We start from the raw sequence: 19,163 nt of genomic DNA on the forward strand, positions 1-19,163 counted from the left end.
ACCGTGCTAGCGTCGATGTCACCAGTTCTCGGGGCGGGGTGAGATTCCCCACCGGCGGTGATGAGGGTGCGGTGGATCCGCATCGTCCAGCCCGCGAGCGCCTGCCACCAGGCAGGGACAGCAGATTCGGTGCGAATCCGAAGCCGACGGTCACAGTCCGGATGCGAGAGAACAGGCGACACGAGGCCGCCCTGTCTGCTCCGAGCGAGCAGGAGGAGTGCGTGTTCACCGGAATCGTGGAAGAACTCGGCGTCATCGCCGACCGCGAGGATCTCTCCGACGCCGCCCGATTCACCGTGCGCGGCCCAGTGGTCACCGCCGACGCCGGTCATGGCGACTCGATCGCCGTCAACGGCGTGTGTCTGACCGTCGTCGACCTCCGTCCCGGTGAGTTCACCGTCGACGTGATGGGCGAGACGCTGCGCCGCAGTTCGCTGTCCGACCTCGCCGCCGGAAGCACCGTCAACCTCGAGCGCGCCATGCCCGCGAACGGTCGTTTCGGCGGCCACATCGTGCAGGGACACGTCGACGGCACGGGAACGATCGCTGCGGTCGACCCGTCGGAGAACTGGACGGTCGTGCGGATCGCCGTTCCCGCGACGCTCACGCGCTACCTCGTCGAGAAGGGATCGATCACCGTCGACGGTGTCTCCCTCACCGTGTCGGCGGTCGGCGGATCGGGCGACGACTCCTGGTTCGAGATCTCCCTGATCCCGACGACCCTCAACGAGACCAATCTCGGCGCCGCCCGGCCCGGCACCGTGGTCAACCTCGAGGTCGACGTCATCGCCAAATACGTCGAGCGCCTTCATCTGGGTTCGGACACGACTGGTACTCCTGATGTTGCGGGGACGAAATGAGCACAACGAGTGAGGTTCTGATGAGCGAGTCGCCAAATGACGGTGATGACGTGACCGCAGCCGGGCAGACCGGCGTCGCGTTCGACACGATCGAACGCGCCATCGCCGACATCGCGGCGGGCAAGGCCGTCGTCGTGGTCGACGACGAGGACCGCGAGAACGAGGGCGATCTGATCTTCGCGGCCGAGAAGGCGACCCCCGAACTGGTGGCCTTCATGGTGCGCTACACCTCCGGCTACCTGTGCGTCCCGCTCGACGGCGACGCCTGCGACCGACTCGGTCTGCCGCCGATGTACTCGATGAACCAGGACAAGCACGGCACGGCCTACACCGTGACCGTCGACGCCCGCGAGGGCATCGGGACCGGCATCAGTGCCGCCGACCGTGCCACGACGATGCGCCTGCTGGCCGATCCCGACGCCGCCGCGGCGGACTTCACCCGCCCCGGCCACGTGGTCCCGTTGCGGGCGAAGGAAGGCGGCGTGCTGCGCCGTCCCGGGCACACCGAGGCAGCGGTCGACCTCGCCCGCCTCGCCGATCTGGCGCCGGCCGGGGTGATCTGCGAGATCGTCAGCCAGAAGGACGTCGGCTCGATGGCGCAGACCGACGAGCTGCGTGTGTTCGCCGACGAACACGACCTGGCGCTGATCTCGATCGCCGACCTCATCGCCTGGCGTCGTCGTCACGAAAAGCATGTGGTGCGTGTCGCCGACGCCCGGATCCCCACGCGCCACGGCGATTTCCGCGCGGTCGGGTACTCCAGCGTCTACGACGACGTCGAACATGTCGCGCTCGTGAAGGGCGACATCGCCGGCGGTGACGCCGACGGACACGACGTGCTGGTGCGCGTGCACTCGGAGTGCCTGACGGGTGACGTCTTCGGTTCGCTCCGCTGCGACTGCGGTCCGCAACTCGACGCGGCGATGGAGATGGTGGCCGCCGAGGGCCGGGGCATCATCCTGTACATGCGGGGCCACGAGGGCCGCGGCATCGGCCTGCTGCACAAGCTGCAGGCCTACCAGCTGCAGGACGCCGGCTCCGACACCGTCGACGCCAACCTCGAACTCGGTCTGCCCGCGGATTCGCGCGACTACGGACTCGGCGCCCAGATCCTGGTCGACCTCGGGGTGCGGTCCATGCGACTGCTGACCAACAACCCGGCGAAGCGCGTCGGGCTCGACGGATACGGCCTGCACATCGTCGACCGCGTCCCGATGCCGGTGCGCGCCAACGCCGAGAACCTGCGCTACCTGCGCACCAAGCGGGATCGGATGGGCCACGACCTCGTCGGCCTCGACGATCACGCACAGCCCACCGACGGCGCATCCGAAGGAGCACCTGCATGAGCGGCCACGGAGAGCCGACCCTCGAACTCGCCGACGCCGGGGCCCTGCGTCTCGCCATCGTGTCGTCGCAGTGGCACGAGACCGTCTGTGGCGCACTGCTCGACGGGGCCATCCGGGCCGCGCGCGACAACGGCGTGACCGAACCGACGATCGTGCAGGTCGCGGGCGCCATCGAACTGCCCGTGATCGTGCAGGCGCTGGCCCGCACCCACGACGCGGTGGTCGCCCTCGGTGTCGTGATCAAAGGCGAGACACCGCATTTCGACTACGTGTGTGACGCCGTCACCGCGGGTCTCACGCGGGTGTCGCTGGACGAGTCGACACCGGTCGGCAACGGCGTGCTCACGGTGCTCACCGAGGACCAGGCGATCGCGCGTGCCGGCCTCCCGGGCTCGACGGAGGACAAGGGCGCCCAGGCAACCGTCGCCGCGCTGGCGTCGGCGCTGACCCTGCGCGCACTGCAGCGCGGCGAGAGCCTCCCGGCGGCCGTCGGAGGAGCATCGGCGTGAGTCCTGCGGACACCCCGCCGACCGGATCCGACGCGGCCGGGTGGGACCTGGTCTACCGGCCCCGCAACCTGCCCCGGTGGGCCATCGCGGCGGCCGTGGTGGTGCTCGCGATCCACATCACGTTCGGTCTGCTGCTGACGATCGACGACGTCGGCGTCCGCAACCTCGGCGGTTCCGACCAGGTCGCGATCATCCTCATCGGGGTGCTGGTCTCGGCGGCCATCCTGCTGTTCACCCGGCCGCGGCTGCGCGTCGGCGCCGCCGGTGTCGAGGTCCGCAATCTCGCGACGGTCCGACTCTTCGAGTGGGATCGTGTTCTCGGTCTCACGTACCCGGAGAAGGGTTTCGGCGCGTGGCTGTTGTTCCCCGCCGACGAACACATCACCGTCCTGGCTGTTCAGGCCGGTGACGGTCAGCGCGCCATCGACGCGATGGGCCGGTTCCGCGAGCTGGAGGAGCGCTACCGCGGGACTGTCCGGCCCGGCCACTAGCCTGGAACACGTGGCCGACCCGACTACCTACCGCCCCGCGCCGGGGTCCATCCCGACCGATCCCGGGGTGTACAAGTTCCGCGACGAGCATCGTCGCGTCATCTACGTGGGCAAGGCCAAGAACCTCCGGTCGAGGTTGACGTCGTACTTCGCCGACATCACCTCGCTGCACCCCCGCACCCGCCAGATGGTGACGACGGCCGCGTCGGTCGAGTGGACCGTCGTCGGCACCGAGGTGGAGGCGCTCCAGCTCGAATACAACTGGATCAAGGAATTCGATCCGCGCTTCAACGTCCGGTATCGCGACGACAAGAGCTATCCGATGCTCGCGGTCACGCTGAACGAGGAGTACCCGCGCCTGTTCGTGTACCGGGGGCCGCGTCGGCGCGGCGTGCGGTACTTCGGCCCGTACGCTCACGCCTGGGCGATCCGCGAGACGGTCGACCTGCTGACCCGGGTGTTCCCGGCCCGCACCTGTTCGGCCGGGGTGTTCAAACGGCACCGGCAGATCGACCGGCCGTGCCTGCTCGGTTACATCGACAAGTGTTCGGCTCCCTGTGTGGGACGGGTGGACGCCGAGGAACATCGCGAGATAGTCGAGGACTTCTGCGACTTCCTCGCCGGCCGCACCGACCTGATGATCCGCAGGATGGAACGAGACATGTCCGCCGCGGCCGAGGACCTCGACTTCGAGCGTGCCGCCCGGCTGCGTGACGACATCGGTGCGATGCGACGCGCGATGGAGAAGCAGGCCGTCGTGCTCGGCGACGGCACCACCGCCGACGTCATCGCGCTCGCCGGCGACCAGCTCGAGGTGTCGGTCCAGGTCTTCCACGTCCGCGACGGACGGGTGCGCGGTCAGCGCGGATGGGTCGTCGAGCGCAGCGACAACGGCACCGACGGCGATGTGGTGGGGGAGTTCGTCACCCAGTTCTACGGCGCCCAGGTCGATTTCGACGCCACGGTCGACGTCGGAACCGACCGTGCACACGGCGAGTCGATCCCGCGCGAGGTGCTGGTCCCGGAGTTGCCGTCCGACGCCGGGGAACTCGAGGAGTGGCTGTCCGGTCTCCGGGGCAGTCGGGTGCGGCTGCGGGTGCCGCAGCGCGGCGACAAGAAGGCGCTGTTCGAGACCGTCGCCCGGAACGCGGGCGAAGCCCTTGCGCAGCACAAGCTCCGGCGCGCGGGCGACCTCACGACCCGCTCGGCGGCCCTCACCGAGCTACAGGAGTCCCTGCTGCTCGACCAGGCGCCGCTGCGCATCGAGTGTGTCGACATCTCGCACGTCCAGGGCACCGACGTGGTCGCCTCGCTCGTCGTCTTCGAAGACGGTCTGCCGCGCAAGTCCGACTATCGGCACTACTCGATCCGGCATGCGGCCGGCGAGGGGCACTCCGACGACGTCGCGTCCATCGCCGAGGTCACGCGACGCCGGTTCCTCCGGCACCGCACCGACTCCGACGCGCCGCCTCCGGTGTCCGGGGAGATCAGCGCCGCCGCCGACACGCCGGCCCAGCCCCGGAAGTTCGCCTACCCGCCGAACCTCTTCGTCGTCGACGGTGGCGCGCCCCAGGTGCACGCCGCGGCGGCGGTGCTCGACGAGCTCGGCATCACCGATGTCTCGGTGATCGGACTCGCCAAACGCCTCGAGGAGGTGTGGGTGCCCGGCGACGACGACCCGATGATCCTGCCGCGCAACAGCCAGGCCCTGTTCCTGCTGCAGCGCGTCCGCGACGAGGCGCATCGCTTCGCCATCACGTTCCACCGCAGCAAGCGCAGCAAGCGGATGACCGAGTCGGTGCTCGACGGCGTCCCCGGTCTGGGCCGGACCCGCCGCACCGCGCTCGTGACCCACTTCGGGTCGGTGGCGCGCCTCCGTGAGGCATCCTTGGACGAGATATCCCAGGTGCCCGGAATCGGTCTCACCACGGCGCGTGCGGTCAAGACCGCGCTCTCCGACGAGACCCCGGCGCCCGAACAGACCCCGACCCCGGCCCCGGCGGGAGCCGAGAAGGAGATGACGGTGGCGACCGGTGACGCGGGACGTGGTGGCGATGAGTGACCACACCGAAGGGGAGAGCACGGTGACCGCGACGCAGACCGGAACCGATTTCACGGTGCTGTTCGTGACGGGGATGTCCGGTGCGGGGCGATCCACCGCGGCGAACGTGCTGGAGGACGACGGCTGGTACGTCGCCGACAACGTGCCCCCGTCACTGATCTCGACGATGGTCGGGATGGTCCGGGCGGACGATCCCGCCATCACCCGGCTCGCCATGGTGCTCCGCGCCTCCGACGACAACCTCGCCCACCAGCTCGAACAACTGCGGGACAGCCTGGAGCAGTCCGGGATTCGCACCCGGCTGCTGTACCTCGACGCCAGTGACCAGGTGCTGGTCCGGCGCTTCGAACAGGTACGCCGGCGGCACCCGTTGCAGGGCAAGGAGACCCTCGTCGAAGGGATCGCCCGCGAGCGCGCGATCCTGGCCCCGATCAAGAACGTCGCCGACCTGGTCGTGGAGACCTCCGCGCTGACCGCGGCCAAACTCCGCGCGATCGTCGAGGGCGTCGCGCCCGGTGACACCGAACCCCGGCTCTCGATCGCGGTGCAGTCGTTCGGCTTCAAATACGGGCTGCCCATCGATTCCGATCTCGTCGCCGACGTCCGGTTCCTGCCCAACCCGCACTGGATCGACGAGTTGCGCGATCACAACGGCCGGGAGGCGCCGGTCCGCGACTACGTCCTCGGTCAGCCGGACGCGGACGGATTCCTCGACCTCTACACCGGGCTGGTGTCGATCGTCGGACGCGGCTATCTCCGGGAAGGCAAGCGCTACATGACGATCAGCGTCGGGTGCACCGGCGGAAAACACCGCAGTGTGGCCATCGCCGAGGAACTGTCGGCTCGTCTGCGCCGCGCCGTCGACGACGCCGGGACCGCGTCCTACGACGTCCGGGTGATGCACCGCGACCTGGGGCGCGAATGAGTGCCCGGGAGCCCCGCATCGTCGCCCTCGGCGGCGGACACGGCCTCTACGCCACGCTGACCGCGATGCGCTACCTCAGCGCCGACATCACCGCGGTGGTCACCGTCGCCGACGACGGCGGATCGTCCGGGCGCCTGCGTGCCGAGCTCGGACTCATCCCGCCCGGCGACCTGCGAATGGCGCTCGCCGCGTTGATGAGTACCCCCACGGGGCTCGAGGACTCGCCGACCGCCGATCCGCTCGCCCGCCGTCGACAGGAGCTGTGGGCCGAGGTCCTGCAGCACCGATTCGGCGGCCGCGGGGCACTGGCCGGACATCCCATCGGCAACCTCCTCCTCGCCGGGCTCACCGAGGTCCTCGGCGACACGGTCGGGGCGCTCGCCGAGTTGCGGGCCATCTTCGGCATCACGGGGCACGTGCTGCCGATGTCGACCGTGCCGCTCGACATCGAGGCCGACGTCTCCGGACTCGAGGCGGACCCGCGGATCAGTCGCGAGATCCGCGGCCAGGTGGCCGTGGCCACCACACCCGGCAAGGTTCGCCGCGTCCGGCTGCTGCCGAACGATCCGCCGGCCTGCGAATCAGCCCTCGCGGCAATCGAATCGGCCGATCTCGTGATGTTGGGGCCGGGTTCCTGGTTCTCCAGTGTGATCCCGCATGTGCTGGTGCCCGAGCAGCTGAAGGCACTGCAGCGCAGCCACGCTCGCAAGGTGCTGGTGGTCAATCTGGCACCCGAGCCGGGGGAGACGCCGGGGTTCTCGGTCGAGCGGCACCTCCATGTGCTGCACGCGCACGCGAACACGTTCCGGGTCGACCACGTCCTCGTGGACGCGTCGTCGGTCCCCGCCGGGCGGGAACGTGACCACCTGGTGCGGGCGGCCGGATTGTTCGGCGCCGAGCTGAATGTCGGGGACGTCGCAGTGCCCGGCCGACAGGTCCATGACCCGGCGAAAGTCGCCGCCGTGGTGAACGAACTGTGCGAAGGTGAACTGACCCGTTACTCTGGCCGAGCGGACGCCTGACCCAGGCGAAGTCTCCGCGATTCTTCGAGGGACGTGTGGTCTGTTGACAGGAGGACAGGTACCGGTGGCGATGACGGCGGCGGTGAAGGACGAACTCAGTCGCCTGTCGGTGACTCAGGTGAGTTGCCGGAGAGCCGAGGTGTCGGCGTTGCTTCGATTCGCCGGTGGCCTGCACATCGTCGCGGGCCGCGTGGTGGTGGAGGCCGAGGTCGACATGGGCAACGTGGCCCGCCGGCTGCGACGGGAGATCCACGACCTGTACGGCTACGCCTCCGACGTCCACGTCCTGCGGGGCGGCGGACTGCGCAAGTCGGCGCGCTACATCGTGCGGATCACCAAGGACGGCGAAGGCCTGGCCCGGCAGACCGGACTCCTCGACCTGCGTGGCCGGCCGGTGCGCGGCCTGCCCGCACAGGTCGTCGGCGGCAGTGTCGCCGACGCCGAGGCCGCTTGGCGCGGAGCGTTTCTCGCCCACGGCTCGCTCACCGAACCGGGCCGGTCGTCGGCCCTGGAGGTCAGTTGCCCCGGACCGGAGGCGGCGCTCGCCCTGGTCGGCGCGGCGCGGCGACTCGGTGTCACGGCCAAGGCGCGTGAGGTCCGCGGCGCCGATCGGGTCGTCATCCGCGACGGCGAGGCCATCGGGGCGCTGCTCACCCGCATGGGCGCCCACGACACGAGGCTCGTCTGGGAGGAACGCCGGATGCGGCGGGAGGTCCGCGCGACCGCCAACCGCCTGGCCAACTTCGACGACGCCAACCTGCGTCGCTCGGCGCGTGCGGCGGTCGCGGCCGCGGCCCGCGTCGAACGTGCGCTGGACATCCTCGGCGACGAGGTGCCCGACCATCTCATCGCCGCCGGGCAGCTCCGCATCACGCACCGGCAGGCGTCTCTGGAAGAGCTCGGCCAGCTCGCCGACCCGCCGATGACCAAGGACGCCGTCGCCGGTCGAATCCGGCGGCTGCTGTCGATGGCCGACAAGAAGGCGCGCCAGGACGGCATCCCCGACACCGAATCCGCGGTCACCTCCGAGCTGCTCGACGAGGCCTGAGTCACGCGCCGGAGGACCACCGGTGTGCCCGACCCGGACCTGCGGTGTGCCGAGCACAGGGTCGCCTACTAGGCTGGTGGCGACGTGCGCGGAGGCGTGACCACTCAGGTGTGCTTTCGCTGACCGCTCACGCGCGGCCAGACAGGGCTTGACCACCAGGCCCGACCATGAATACCGCTAAGGAGCACAACTGTGACTGTTCGGGTAGGCGTCAACGGATTCGGCCGGATCGGCCGCAACTTCTTCCGCGCCGTCGAAGCGCAAAAGGCTTTGGGCACCACCGACATCGAGATCGTCGCGGTCAACGACCTGACCGACAACGCGACCCTCGCACACCTGCTGAAGTTCGACTCCATCCTCGGTCGCCTCGCCGACGACGTCACCCTCGAGGGCGACGACACCATCGTCGTCGGTGAGCAGAAGATCAAGGCCCTGGAGGTCAAGGAAGGCCCGGCCGCGATCCCGTGGGGCGACCTGGGCGTCGACGTCGTCGTCGAGTCGACCGGCATCTTCACCGCTCGCGCCAAGGCGCAGGGACACCTCGACGCCGGCGCCAAGAAGGTCATCATCTCCGCTCCGGCGTCGGATGAGGACATCACGATCGTCATGGGCGTCAACGACGACAAGTACGACGGCAGCCAGAACATCATCTCCAACGCGTCGTGCACCACCAACTGCCTCGGCCCGCTGGCGAAGGTCCTCAACGACGAGTTCGGCATCGTCAAGGGCCTGATGACCACCATCCACGCCTACACCCAGGACCAGAACCTGCAGGACGGCCCGCACAAGGACCTGCGTCGCGCCCGCGCCGCGGCCATCAACATCGTGCCGACCTCGACCGGTGCCGCCAAGGCCATCGGCCTGGTGCTCCCGGAGCTGAAGGGCAAGCTCGACGGCTACGCCCTGCGCGTCCCGATCCCCACCGGTTCGGTCACCGACCTCACCGCGCAGCTGTCGAAGACCGCCACCGCCGACGAGATCAACGCGGCGCTCAAGGCGGCTGCCGACGGTCCGCTCAAGGGCATCCTCAAGTACTACGACGCGCCGATCGTCTCGTCCGACATCGTCACCGACCCGCACAGCTCGCTGTTCGACGCCGGCCTGACCAAGGTGATCGACGACCAGGCCAAGGTCGTGTCCTGGTACGACAACGAGTGGGGCTACTCCAACCGCCTCGTCGACCTCATCGGTCTCGTCGGCAAGTCGCTCTGACCCGCCCCCAACGACCTTAGGAGTCAACGCCTCATGGGTGTTCCCACTCTGAAAGACCTTCTGGACGAAGGTGTTTCGGGCAGGGGTGTGCTGGTCCGGTCGGATTTCAACGTCCCGCTCGACGGGTCGACGATCACCGATCCGGGTCGCATCCTCGCGTCCCTGCCGACGCTCAACGCACTCATCGACGCCGGTGCCAAGGTGATCATCACCGCGCACCTGGGTCGTCCGAAGGGTGAGCCGGATCCGGCGTTCTCGCTGGCGCCGGTCGCCGCCCGTCTCGGCGAGGAACTCGGCCGCAACGTGCAGCTGGCCGGTGATGTCGTCGGAACCGACGCGCTCGCCCGTGCGGAGGGTCTCACCGACGGTGACGTCCTGCTCCTGGAGAACATCCGCTTCGATCCGCGGGAGACCTCCAAGGACGACGCCGAACGCGAGAAGCTCGCCAAGGCGCTCGTCGAGCTCGTCGGCGACGACGGCGCGTTCGTCTCCGACGGTTTCGGGGTGGTGCACCGCAAGCAGGCGTCGGTCTACGACGTCGCCAAGCTGCTCCCGCACTACGCGGGGGAGCTGGTGGCCGCGGAGGTCGACGTCCTGTCGAAGCTCACCGACGAGGTGACCCGTCCCTACGCGGTCGTCCTCGGCGGGTCGAAGGTCTCGGACAAGCTCGGGGTCATCGAGGCCTTGGCTCCCAAGGTGGACACGCTGGTCATCGGCGGCGGCATGGCGTTCACATTCCTTGCCGCACAGGGCCATTCGGTCGGTACGTCGCTCCTGCAGGAAGATCAGATCGATGTCTGCAAGAGCCTGCTGGAGCGGTTCGGCGACGTGATCCACCTGCCCGTCGACGTCGTGGTGGCCGACAAGTTCGCCGCTGACGCCGAGTCGGACACGGTGGCCTCCGACGCCATTCCCGACGGCTGGATGGGTCTGGACGTCGGACCGGAGTCGGTGAAGCGATTCGCCGCGGTCCTCTCGGGTGCCAAGACCATCTTCTGGAACGGCCCGTCGGGCGTGTTCGAGTTCGAGAAGTTCTCGGCCGGTACCCGTGGTGTGGCCGAGGCCATCGCGGGCGCGACCGGAAACGGCGCGTTCACCGTGGTCGGCGGCGGCGACTCGGCGGCCGCGGTGCGCACCCTGGGTCTGCCCGACTCCGATTTCTCGCACATCTCCACCGGAGGTGGCGCATCGCTGGAGTACCTCGAGGGCAAGGAACTCCCCGGACTGAAGGTTCTGGAGAGCTGAACCATGGCAACTCGTAAACCGCTCATCGCGGGCAACTGGAAGATGAACCTCAACCACCTCGAGGCCATCGCGCTGGTTCAGAAGATCGCCTTCGCCCTTCCGGCGAAGTACTTCGACAAGGTCGACGTCACGGTGATCCCGCCGTTCACCGACATCCGCAGCGTGCAGACCGTCGTCGACGGTGACAAGCTCCTGCTCACCTACGGAGCGCAGGACCTGTCACAGCACGACTCGGGCGCCTACACCGGCGAGATCAGCGGAGCGTTCCTCGCCAAGCTGGGCTGCACGTTCGTGGTCGTCGGACACTCGGAGCGTCGCACGCTGCACGGCGAGACCGACGAGATCGTGCTCGCCAAGACCAAGGCGGCCCTCAAGCACGACCTCACCCCGATCGTCTGTATCGGAGAGGGACTCGACGTCCGCGAGGCCGGGGAGCACGTGGCCTACAACGTGGCGCAGCTCAAGGGCTCGCTCGCCGGTCTGTCCGCGGCCGAGATCGCCAAGACCGTCATCGCCTACGAGCCGGTCTGGGCGATCGGCACCGGCCGCGTGGCCGGCGCGGACGACGCCCAGGAGGTCTGCAAGGCCATTCGCGAGGCGCTGGTGGAGATCGCCGACGCCGAGACCGCGGCGTCGGTGCGCATCCTCTATGGCGGATCGGTCAACGCGAAGAACGTCGGCGACCTCGTCGGACGTCCGGACGTCGACGGCGCTCTGGTCGGCGGCGCATCGTTGAAGTCCGACGAGTTCGCGACGCTGTCGGCGATCGCCGCGGGTGGCCCCTTGCCCTGACGGGTCATACCCACGCGTACACTGTGGCAGGTTGGCCTCGAGTCGATTCACTTCGTCGATCGGGCCGGCCTGACACAGCTGTATGTAGGGGCTTTACGGAAGGGCGTTGCGACTCGTGACTGTGCAAGGTGCACTCGACATCGGATTGATCGTGACCAGCGTGTTGCTGATCGTGCTCATCCTGCTGCACCGCGGCAAGGGTGGCGGTCTGTCGTCGCTGTTCGGCGGCGGTGTCCAGTCCAGCCTGTCGGGCTCGAGCGTCGTCGAACGCAACCTCGACCGGCTGACCATCTTCGTCGGACTCATCTGGGTGATCTTCATCGTCGGCGTGGGCGTCGACATCAAACTGTCCGGATAGCATCTCGGGATGCCGCGCCCGGGCTGTCCCGGGATACTTGACGGCATGAGTGAAACCGCCCCCGCACGGGGAGTCCCGGACTGGCGCCCATCCATCTCCATCGTCGACCACATCGTCGTCGACGACGAGGGCCGGGCACTCACCGAACCGCTGCGCGAGGACATTCGCCTCCTCGGCGGAATCCTCGGCGACGTCGTCCGAGAACATTCGGGACGCGACGTGTTCGATCTCGTCGAATCCGCCCGTGTGGCCGCGTTCCGCGTGCGCCGCAACGAGATCGACCGGACCGAGCTCGCCGACATGTTCGTCGATCTCGACGTCTCCACTGCCGTCCCGGTCATCCGGGCGTTCAGTCACTTCGCGTTGCTGGCCAATCTGGCCGAGGACATCCACCGCGAGCGGCGCCGGGCCATTCACGTCCGAGCCGGCGATCCGCCCCAGGACAGTAGTCTCGCCGCCACCTACCGCAAACTCGCCGATGCCGGTCTCGGCGACGACGAGGTCGGTCGAGCCCTGACCGACGCCGCGGTGATCCCGGTCATCACCGCACACCCCACCGAGACTCGCCGCCGCACCGTCTTCGAGGCCCAGAACCGCATCACCGAGCTGATGCGATTCCGCGGCCGCACCGAGCTGATGCCGGACGAGGACGCGGAGGTCACCGAGTCCATCCGGCGTCAGATCCTGACGCTCTGGCAGACCGCCCTCATCCGCCTCGAACGTCTCACCATCCAGGACGAGATCCGTTCGGGTCTGCGGTATTACGACGCGTCGTTCTTCGAGGTCGTGCCGGCGATCAACACCGCGGTGCGCGCCGCGCTGCGCTCGACATACCCCGATGCCGGGCTCGCCGACGATCCGATGATCCGGATGGGGTCGTGGATCGGCGGCGACCGCGACGGCAATCCGTTCGTGAACTCCGACGTGGTGACCCTGGCCACGACCCTCGCGGCGCAGGCCGCCGTCGGACACCACCTGTCCGAACTCGAGAGTCTCGCACAGGAACTGAGCATGTCGGCGCGACTGATCGACGCCACGGACACCCTGTTCGACCTCGCCGGGGCCGACGCCGACGATCCGGGGGCCGACGAACCCTTCCGACTCGCTCTGCGCGCCATCCGCTCCCGTCTGCTGGCGACCGCGCGGGACATGTTCGACGGCGACTTCCTCACCTCGAGCGAGGAGAATCTGATCGATGGACGGCAACCGTACGGCGACGCGGCCGAACTGCTCGCCGACCTCGATGTGATCGACGGCGCACTCCGCGCCAACAACGACGACCCGATCGCCGACGATCGGCTGCTCGCACTCCGGGAAGCCGTGCGCACCTTCGGCTTTCACCTGTCCGGGCTGGACATGCGGCAGAACTCCGACACGCACGAGGAAGTGGTCGCCGAGCTGCTCGCGTGGGCGGGGGTGCATCCGGACTACGCGTCGCTCGAGGAGTCCGCGCGGGTGGAGATCCTCTCGGCCGAGCTGAGCGCGCGTCGTCCGTTGACCAGCCCCGACGCCGAACTCAGCGAGCTCGCGACCAAGGAGCTCGGTATAGTCCGGGCGGCCGCCAGAGCGGTTGCGACCTTCGGGCCGGCGGCGGTGCCCAACTACATCATCAGCATGTGCACCTCGGTGAGTGACATGCTCGAGGCGCTGATCCTCCTCAAGGAGGCCGGCCTCTACGACCCCGATGGCGGATCACCGCGCTGTACGGTCCGTGTGGTCCCGCTCTTCGAGACCATCGAGGATCTCCAGCAGGGTGCGCAGACGCTGCTCGCGGTCCTCGACGTCCCGTTCTACCGAGCGATGGTGGACTCCCAGAACGGGATCCAAGAGATCATGCTCGGTTATTCCGATTCCAACAAGGACGGCGGCTACATGGCCGCCAACTGGGCGCTCTACCGTGCCGAACTCGATCTGGTCGACGCGGCCTCGCAGTCGGGGATTCGGTTGCGGCTGTTCCACGGACGCGGGGGCACCGTCGGCCGTGGCGGCGGTCCCAGCTACGACGCCATCCTGGCCCAACCGCCGGGCGCGGTCCAGGGCTCGCTGCGCATCACCGAGCAGGGTGAGATCATCGCCGCGAAATACGCCGAGCCGGTCGCGGCGCGGCGCAATCTCGAGACCCTGCTCGCCGCGACCATCGAGTCCTCGCTCCTGGACACCGAGGGCCTCGGTGACGAATCCGACTCGGCCTACGAGATCATGGACGACATCGCGGCGAAGGCCCGCGCCGCCTACAGCCGCCTGGTGCACGAGACACCGGGTTTCGTCGAGTACTTCACCACCTCGACGCCGCTGTCGGAGATCGGCGCGCTCAACATCGGCAGCCGTCCGGCGTCGCGCAAGCAGACCGAGAAGATCTCCGATCTACGCGCGATCCCGTGGGTCCTGTCGTGGACGCAATCCCGTGTGATGCTGCCGGGTTGGTACGGGACGGGCTCGGCCTTCGAGGAGTGGGTCGGCGACGATCCCGAACGTCTCGAGACGCTGCGGCGGTACTACGAGAAGTGGCCGTTCTTCCGGACCGTCATGTCGAACATGGCGCAGGTGCTGGCGAAGTCGGACATGGGGTTGGCACACCGGTATGCACAGCTCGTTCCCGACGAGGAGTTGCGCGACAAGGTGTTCGGCATGATCGTCGCCGAACACGAACGCACGATAGCGATGTGCGCGAAGATCACCGGCACCGACGACCTGCTCCACGACAACGCCGCCCTCAAGCGGTCGGTGTACAACAGGTTCCCCTACCTCGAACCGCTGAACCTGCTGCAGGTCGAGTTGCTCCGTCGCTTCCGGGCGGGGGAGGACACCCCCATCGTCCGACGCGGAATCCAGCTCACCATGAACGGTCTCGCGACCGCGCTACGGAACTCGGGCTAGCCGGGGAATCAGGTCAGTTCGGCGGCGGCCGCGTCATCGAGGAACCAGATCGTCTCCTCGGTGCCGCGGGCGCCCGCGGCGGGCCAGTCGGCCGAATCCGCGCCGCGATGGGCGGCGCCGACGGCCTCGGACTTGTCGGCCCCGGCGACGAGGAACCACACCTGCCGCGAGCGGTTCACCACGGGCAGGGTCAGGGTGAGCCGGCGGGGCGGCGGCTTCGGTGAATCCTCGACGGCGACAACCGACTTCGTGGTCTCCGCGGTCGCGGCGGTGTGCGGGAACAATGAGTTGATGTGCCCCTCACCACCCATGCCGAGCAGGTGGAGGTCGAACTCGGGTGCCACGCCGTCGCTCGACCGCCCGGCGAGGATCGCGGCGTAGTCGGCGGCGGCCGCCTCGATGTCGTCGCCGAGCGGACCGTCGGACGGTGCCATCGGGAACACCCGCGACGGGTCGACGGGCACCTTGTCGAGGAGTGCCTCGCGTGCCTGACCGGAGTTGCGTTCCGGATCGTCGGCGGGGACGAATCGGTCGTCGCCCCAGTAGATGTCGACCTTGGACCAGTCGATGGTGCCGCTGTCGGCGGCCAGTGCCGTGAGGATCCCGATACCGTTGCTGCCACCGGTCAGCACGACGCTGGCGACGCCGCGTTCGGCCTGGGCGCGGGTGACGAGGTCCACGAACCGGGTGGCGGCGGTCTCGACCAGTTCCTGCTTGGAATCGAAGACGAGGGTCTCGGTGGTCATCGGGCGGCAACTCCTTCGGCGTCGTCTGCGAACTCGACCTCGGGCACTCCCTTGAGTGCCTCGACATACACCTCGTCGGTGTCGAGTCGTCGTAATTCTTCGGCGATACAGGCGGGCAGTTCGCGTCGGCCCATCGCCACGCGTCCGTCGGGTTTGCCCGGCATCGAGAGCACCGCGTTGTTCTCCTCGTCCACCGCGAGGATGGTCGGGCCGTCGTCACGGAGGAGCCGGATCTCGAAACTGCCGCGGCGTCGTCGCGTCGGAACCCGCAGGGTCGACCGCAACCACCCGGCGAGGAGATCCACCGACGGCGAGTTCTGCGCGCCCGTCACCTGGACCTCGGTGACCGGGGTGTGCGGCGGACGGTCGAATGCGGAGGCGAGGATCGCGCGCCAGTGCGTGACGTGCGTCCAGGCGAGGTCGGTGTCGCCGGGGGAGTAGGTCGCGAGCCGCTTGGCGAGTACCGCGACCGAGTCGTCGGCCTTGCCGGCGTCGACGATGCGCCGGTGTCCGAGCTTGCCGAGTGGATCGTCGGCGGGCCGCTCGGGACCTTTTCCGGGCCACCAGGTGACGACGGGGGTGTCGGGGAGGAGGAACGGGGTCACGACACTGTCCGGGTGGTCGGCGAGCTCACCCTGAAGCGACAGCACCACCACCTCCGAGGCCCCGGCATCCCCACCCACGCGGATCTGCGCGTCGAGCCGAGAGTCTCCCTCGCGCACACCGCGATACACGACGATCACGCGGCTGGGATGTTCGCGGCTGGCGCCCACCGCGGCCTCGATGGCACCTTCCATCGGTTCGCCGAGTTCGACGCACACGACCAGGGTGAGGACGCGCCCGAGGCTCAGTGCGCCACCCGCGGCGCGCACCTCGATGATCTTCTTCGCGACCTTTCCGGTCGACGTGTCGGGCAGTTCGACGATCATCGGGAGGCCTCCTGAACGGAACGGTCGGTGAGGGCGTGTGGACTTCTCGTCACGGTCGGCGCCACGCGCGACCGGTCCGGGCCATCATCTCGTCGGCCGAACGCGGACCCCACGTCCCGGACTCGTAGGTGTCGGGCGACCCCGACGCGGCCCAGTGTTCGAGCACCGGATCGAGGATGCGCCAGGACAACTCGACCTCTTCGTTCACGGGGAACAGCGAGGGTTCACCCAGCAGGACGTCCAGGATGAGCCGCTCGTAGGCCTCCGGGGAGGCCTCGGTGAAGGCGGTGCCGTAGCTGAAGTCCATGTTGACGTCCCGGACCTCCATGCTCGACCCGGGGACCTTGGAGCCGAAGCGAAGGGTGATGCCCTCATCCGGCTGGACCCGGATCACCAGCGCGTTCTGACTGAGCTCCTCGGTCATGGTCTGGTCGAACGGCAGGTGCGGCGCGCGTTTGAAGACGAGCGCGATCTCGGTGACCCGCCGCCCCAGCCGTTTGCCGGTGCGCAGGTAGAACGGCACGCCCGCCCAGCGGCGGGAGTCGACTTCCAGGGCGATGGCGGCGAAGGTCTCGGTGGTCGAGTCCTTCGCGAAACCCTCCTCCTCCTTGAGGCCCGGCACCTTCTCGCTGCCCTGCCAACCGGGGCCGTACTGGCCGCGGGCGGTGTTCTCGTCGATCGGCATGGCGTTGCGTGTCGCGGCGAGGACCTTGATCTTCTCGGCCTGTAACTGCTTGGGCTCGAAGGAGATCGGCTCCTCCATCGCGATCAGGGCCATCAGCTGGAGCAGGTGGTTCTGGATGACGTCGCGGGCCGCGCCGATGCCGTCGTAGTACCCGGCCCGACCGCCGAGGCCGATGTCCTCGGCCATGGTGATCTGGACGTGGTCGATGTAGTGCGAACTCCACAGCGGGTCGAACAGCTGATTGGCGAACCGCAGGGCCAGGATGTTCTGGACGGTCTCCTTGCCCAGGTAGTGGTCGATCCGGAACACCGACGACTCCGGGAAGACGTTGTTGACGATCGCGTTCAGCTCGCGGGCGGACTCGAGGTCGTGACCGAACGGCTTCTCGATCACCACCCGCCGCCAGCTGTCGCCGGTCGGGGCGGCGAGCCCGCTGCGCTCGAGCTGCTCGCAGACCTCGGGGAACGCCTTGGGCGGGATCGACAGGTAGAACGCATGATTGCCGTCGGTCCCGCGTTCGGCGTCGAGTGACTTGAGCGTGTCGCGCAGCCTGTCGAAGGCGGCGTCGTCGTCGAAAGCGCCTTGCACGAACCGGAATCCCTCGGCGAGCCGCTCCCACACCTCTTCGCGGAATCCGGTTCGCGCGTGGTCGCGGACGGCGTCGTGGACGACGGCGCTGAAGTCCTCGTCGGTCCAGTCGCGCCGGGCGAAACCGACCAGGGCGAACGAGGGTGGCAGGAGGCCCCGGTTGGCGAGGTCGTAGACCGCAGGCATCAACTTCTTGCGTGCCAGATCGCCGGTGACCCCGAAGATGACCAGGCTGCACGGTCCCGCGATGCGCGGCAGCCTCTTGTCCTGGGGGTCACGGAGCGGGTTGGTCCACGGACCGGTCCCGGTTGAGTCCTCGCCTCCCGCCACCTGGGTTCAGCCCTTGTTCGCCGCGGACAGTTGTTCGGCGGTCGCGCTGAGCAGGTCGTTCCAGGCGTCTTCGAACTTGCTGACGCCCTCGTCCTCGAGAACCTTGAAGACGTCGACGACGTCGACACCGATCGCGGCGATCTTGTCGAAGATCTCCTGCGACTCCGCGGCGAGACCGATGATGGAGTCGGTGTTGACCCAGCCGTGGTCGGCGAAGGCGTCCATCGTCTTGCCCGGCATCGTGTTGACCGTGTTGGGTGCGACGAGCTCGCTCACGTAGAGGGTGTCCGGGTAGTCGGGGTTCTTCACACCCGTCGACGCCCACAGGGCGCGCTGCGGCCGGGCGCCCTTGGCGAGCAGGTCGGGGAAGCGGGATTCGACCTCGAAGACCTGCTGGTACGCCGAGTATGCGAGGCGCGCGTTGGCCAGTGCCGCCTTGCCCTTCAGCTCGACGGCCTCCGGGGTGCCGATGGCGTCGAGCCGCTTGTCGATCTCGGTGTCGACCCGAGACACGAAGAACGATGCGACCGAGTGGATGCGCGAGAGGTCATGACCGGCCTGGGCCGCGGCGTCGAGTCCGTCGAGGTATGCCTCGATGACCTTCTCGTAGCGCTCGACCGAGAAGATCAGCGTGACGTTCACGCTGATGCCCTCGGCGATGACCTTGCTGATCGCGGGGAGCCCCGCCTCGGTGGCCGGGATCTTGATGAGCAGGTTCGGCCGGTCGACGATCTTCCACAGTTCGACGGCCTGTGCCACCGTCGCGTCGGTGTCGTGGGCCAGGCGGGGATCGACCTCGATCGACACGCGTCCGTCGACGCCATCGGTCGACTCGAAGGTCGGGGCGAGGACGTCACAGGCGTTGCGCACGTCGTCGGTGGTGACCGTCCGGATGGTCGCGTCGACGTCGGCGCCCCGTGCGGCCAGTTCGTTGACCTGGTCGTCGTAGGCATTGCCCTTCGAGAGCGCGGCCTGGAAGATCGACGGGTTGGTGGTCACCCCGACGACCGACTTGGTCGCGATGAGGTCCGCGAGATCGCCTGAGCTGATCAGGTCCCGGGACAGGTCGTCCAGCCACACCGAGACTCCGGCGGCGGACAGTTCGGCGAGCTTCTCGTTCTGGGTCACGATTCTCTCC

The 19,163-nt window shown here is 68.4% G+C and carries 17 protein-coding genes and 1 riboswitch; of the genes, 13 read left to right on the forward strand and 4 right to left on the reverse strand.

From position 1 onward, the window contains the following. Positions 1-20 precede the first annotated feature (20 nt). Positions 21-177, forward strand: a riboswitch (FMN riboswitch). A gap of 44 nt (positions 178-221) precedes the next feature. The 13 genes from MHN80_RS00175 (at position 222) to ppc (ending at position 14,747) form a co-directional block, all read left to right on the forward strand. Then, the gene (locus MHN80_RS00175) at positions 222-860 is read left to right on the forward strand and encodes a riboflavin synthase (RefSeq protein WP_239398603.1); all 639 of its coding nucleotides are present in this window, start codon (positions 222-224) and stop codon (positions 858-860) included. A 20-nt stretch (positions 861-880) separates the two neighbouring features. Next, a complete protein-coding gene (locus tag MHN80_RS00180) occupies positions 881-2,206 on the forward strand; it encodes a bifunctional 3,4-dihydroxy-2-butanone-4-phosphate synthase/GTP cyclohydrolase II (RefSeq protein WP_064570772.1) in 1,326 nt (441 codons plus the stop codon). After that, positions 2,203-2,715, forward strand: coding sequence for a 6,7-dimethyl-8-ribityllumazine synthase (ribH, locus tag MHN80_RS00185; RefSeq protein WP_101818827.1), 513 nt, complete (start codon positions 2,203-2,205; stop codon positions 2,713-2,715). Before MHN80_RS00180 ends, ribH begins: the two co-directional genes overlap by 4 nt. Beyond that, positions 2,712-3,206, forward strand: coding sequence for a PH domain-containing protein (locus MHN80_RS00190; RefSeq protein WP_004021969.1), 495 nt, complete (start codon positions 2,712-2,714; stop codon positions 3,204-3,206). The genes ribH and MHN80_RS00190 overlap by 4 nt, the downstream gene beginning before the upstream one ends. A gap of 10 nt (positions 3,207-3,216) precedes the next feature. Then, a complete protein-coding gene (gene uvrC / locus MHN80_RS00195) occupies positions 3,217-5,268 on the forward strand; it encodes an excinuclease ABC subunit UvrC (RefSeq protein WP_239398605.1) in 2,052 nt (683 codons plus the stop codon). Next, on the forward strand, positions 5,261-6,193 hold the full coding sequence (gene rapZ / locus MHN80_RS00200; protein WP_101818962.1) for an RNase adapter RapZ: 933 nt from the start codon (positions 5,261-5,263) through the stop codon (positions 6,191-6,193). Before uvrC ends, rapZ begins: the two co-directional genes overlap by 8 nt. Then, the gene (yvcK, locus tag MHN80_RS00205; RefSeq protein WP_101818829.1) at positions 6,190-7,215 is read left to right on the forward strand and encodes a uridine diphosphate-N-acetylglucosamine-binding protein YvcK; all 1,026 of its coding nucleotides are present in this window, start codon (positions 6,190-6,192) and stop codon (positions 7,213-7,215) included. Before rapZ ends, yvcK begins: the two co-directional genes overlap by 4 nt. Before the next feature lie 70 nt (positions 7,216-7,285). Then, a complete protein-coding gene (whiA, locus tag MHN80_RS00210; RefSeq protein WP_174316851.1) occupies positions 7,286-8,263 on the forward strand; it encodes a DNA-binding protein WhiA in 978 nt (325 codons plus the stop codon). A gap of 192 nt (positions 8,264-8,455) precedes the next feature. Further along, positions 8,456-9,475 carry a type I glyceraldehyde-3-phosphate dehydrogenase gene (gene gap / locus MHN80_RS00215; RefSeq protein ID WP_004021964.1) on the forward strand — a complete coding sequence of 340 codons (1,020 nt, stop codon included), beginning with the start codon at positions 8,456-8,458 and terminating at the stop codon, positions 9,473-9,475. Positions 9,476-9,508: 33 nt separating this feature from the next. After that, positions 9,509-10,720 carry a phosphoglycerate kinase gene (pgk, locus tag MHN80_RS00220; RefSeq protein WP_239398607.1) on the forward strand — a complete coding sequence of 404 codons (1,212 nt, stop codon included), beginning with the start codon at positions 9,509-9,511 and terminating at the stop codon, positions 10,718-10,720. A 3-nt stretch (positions 10,721-10,723) separates the two neighbouring features. Further along, positions 10,724-11,512 carry a triose-phosphate isomerase gene (gene tpiA / locus MHN80_RS00225; RefSeq protein ID WP_064570776.1) on the forward strand — a complete coding sequence of 263 codons (789 nt, stop codon included), beginning with the start codon at positions 10,724-10,726 and terminating at the stop codon, positions 11,510-11,512. A 121-nt stretch (positions 11,513-11,633) separates the two neighbouring features. Continuing rightward, the gene (gene secG, locus MHN80_RS00230) at positions 11,634-11,870 is read left to right on the forward strand and encodes a preprotein translocase subunit SecG (RefSeq protein ID WP_010841002.1); all 237 of its coding nucleotides are present in this window, start codon (positions 11,634-11,636) and stop codon (positions 11,868-11,870) included. Between the two features lie 45 nt (positions 11,871-11,915). Continuing rightward, a complete protein-coding gene (gene ppc, locus MHN80_RS00235; protein WP_239398609.1) occupies positions 11,916-14,747 on the forward strand; it encodes a phosphoenolpyruvate carboxylase in 2,832 nt (943 codons plus the stop codon). 8 nt (positions 14,748-14,755) lie between these two features. Here ppc and pgl read toward each other — a convergent pair whose 3' ends face one another. From pgl to tal, 4 genes are read right to left on the reverse strand one after another with little or no spacing between them, the layout of a single operon-like run. Then, positions 14,756-15,493: a 6-phosphogluconolactonase gene (gene pgl, locus MHN80_RS00240; RefSeq protein ID WP_239398611.1), complete on the reverse strand. Its 738-nt coding sequence runs from the start codon at positions 15,491-15,493 to the stop codon at positions 14,756-14,758. Next, entirely contained in the window at positions 15,490-16,422 is a 933-nt protein-coding gene (locus MHN80_RS00245; protein WP_239398613.1) for a glucose-6-phosphate dehydrogenase assembly protein OpcA, read from the reverse strand. The genes pgl and MHN80_RS00245 overlap by 4 nt, the downstream gene beginning before the upstream one ends. Positions 16,423-16,471: 49 nt before the next feature. Beyond that, positions 16,472-18,025, reverse strand: a complete 1,554-nt coding sequence (gene zwf / locus MHN80_RS00250; RefSeq protein WP_239398615.1) for a glucose-6-phosphate dehydrogenase — start codon at positions 18,023-18,025, stop codon at positions 16,472-16,474. 6 nt (positions 18,026-18,031) lie between these two features. Beyond that, positions 18,032-19,153: a transaldolase gene (gene tal / locus MHN80_RS00255; protein ID WP_239398617.1), complete on the reverse strand. Its 1,122-nt coding sequence runs from the start codon at positions 19,151-19,153 to the stop codon at positions 18,032-18,034. Between the last annotated feature and the right edge of the window lie 10 nt (positions 19,154-19,163).

The organism is Gordonia sp. McavH-238-E (genome assembly GCF_022348225.1).
Classification (GTDB): Bacteria; Actinomycetota; Actinomycetes; order Mycobacteriales; family Mycobacteriaceae; genus Gordonia; species Gordonia terrae.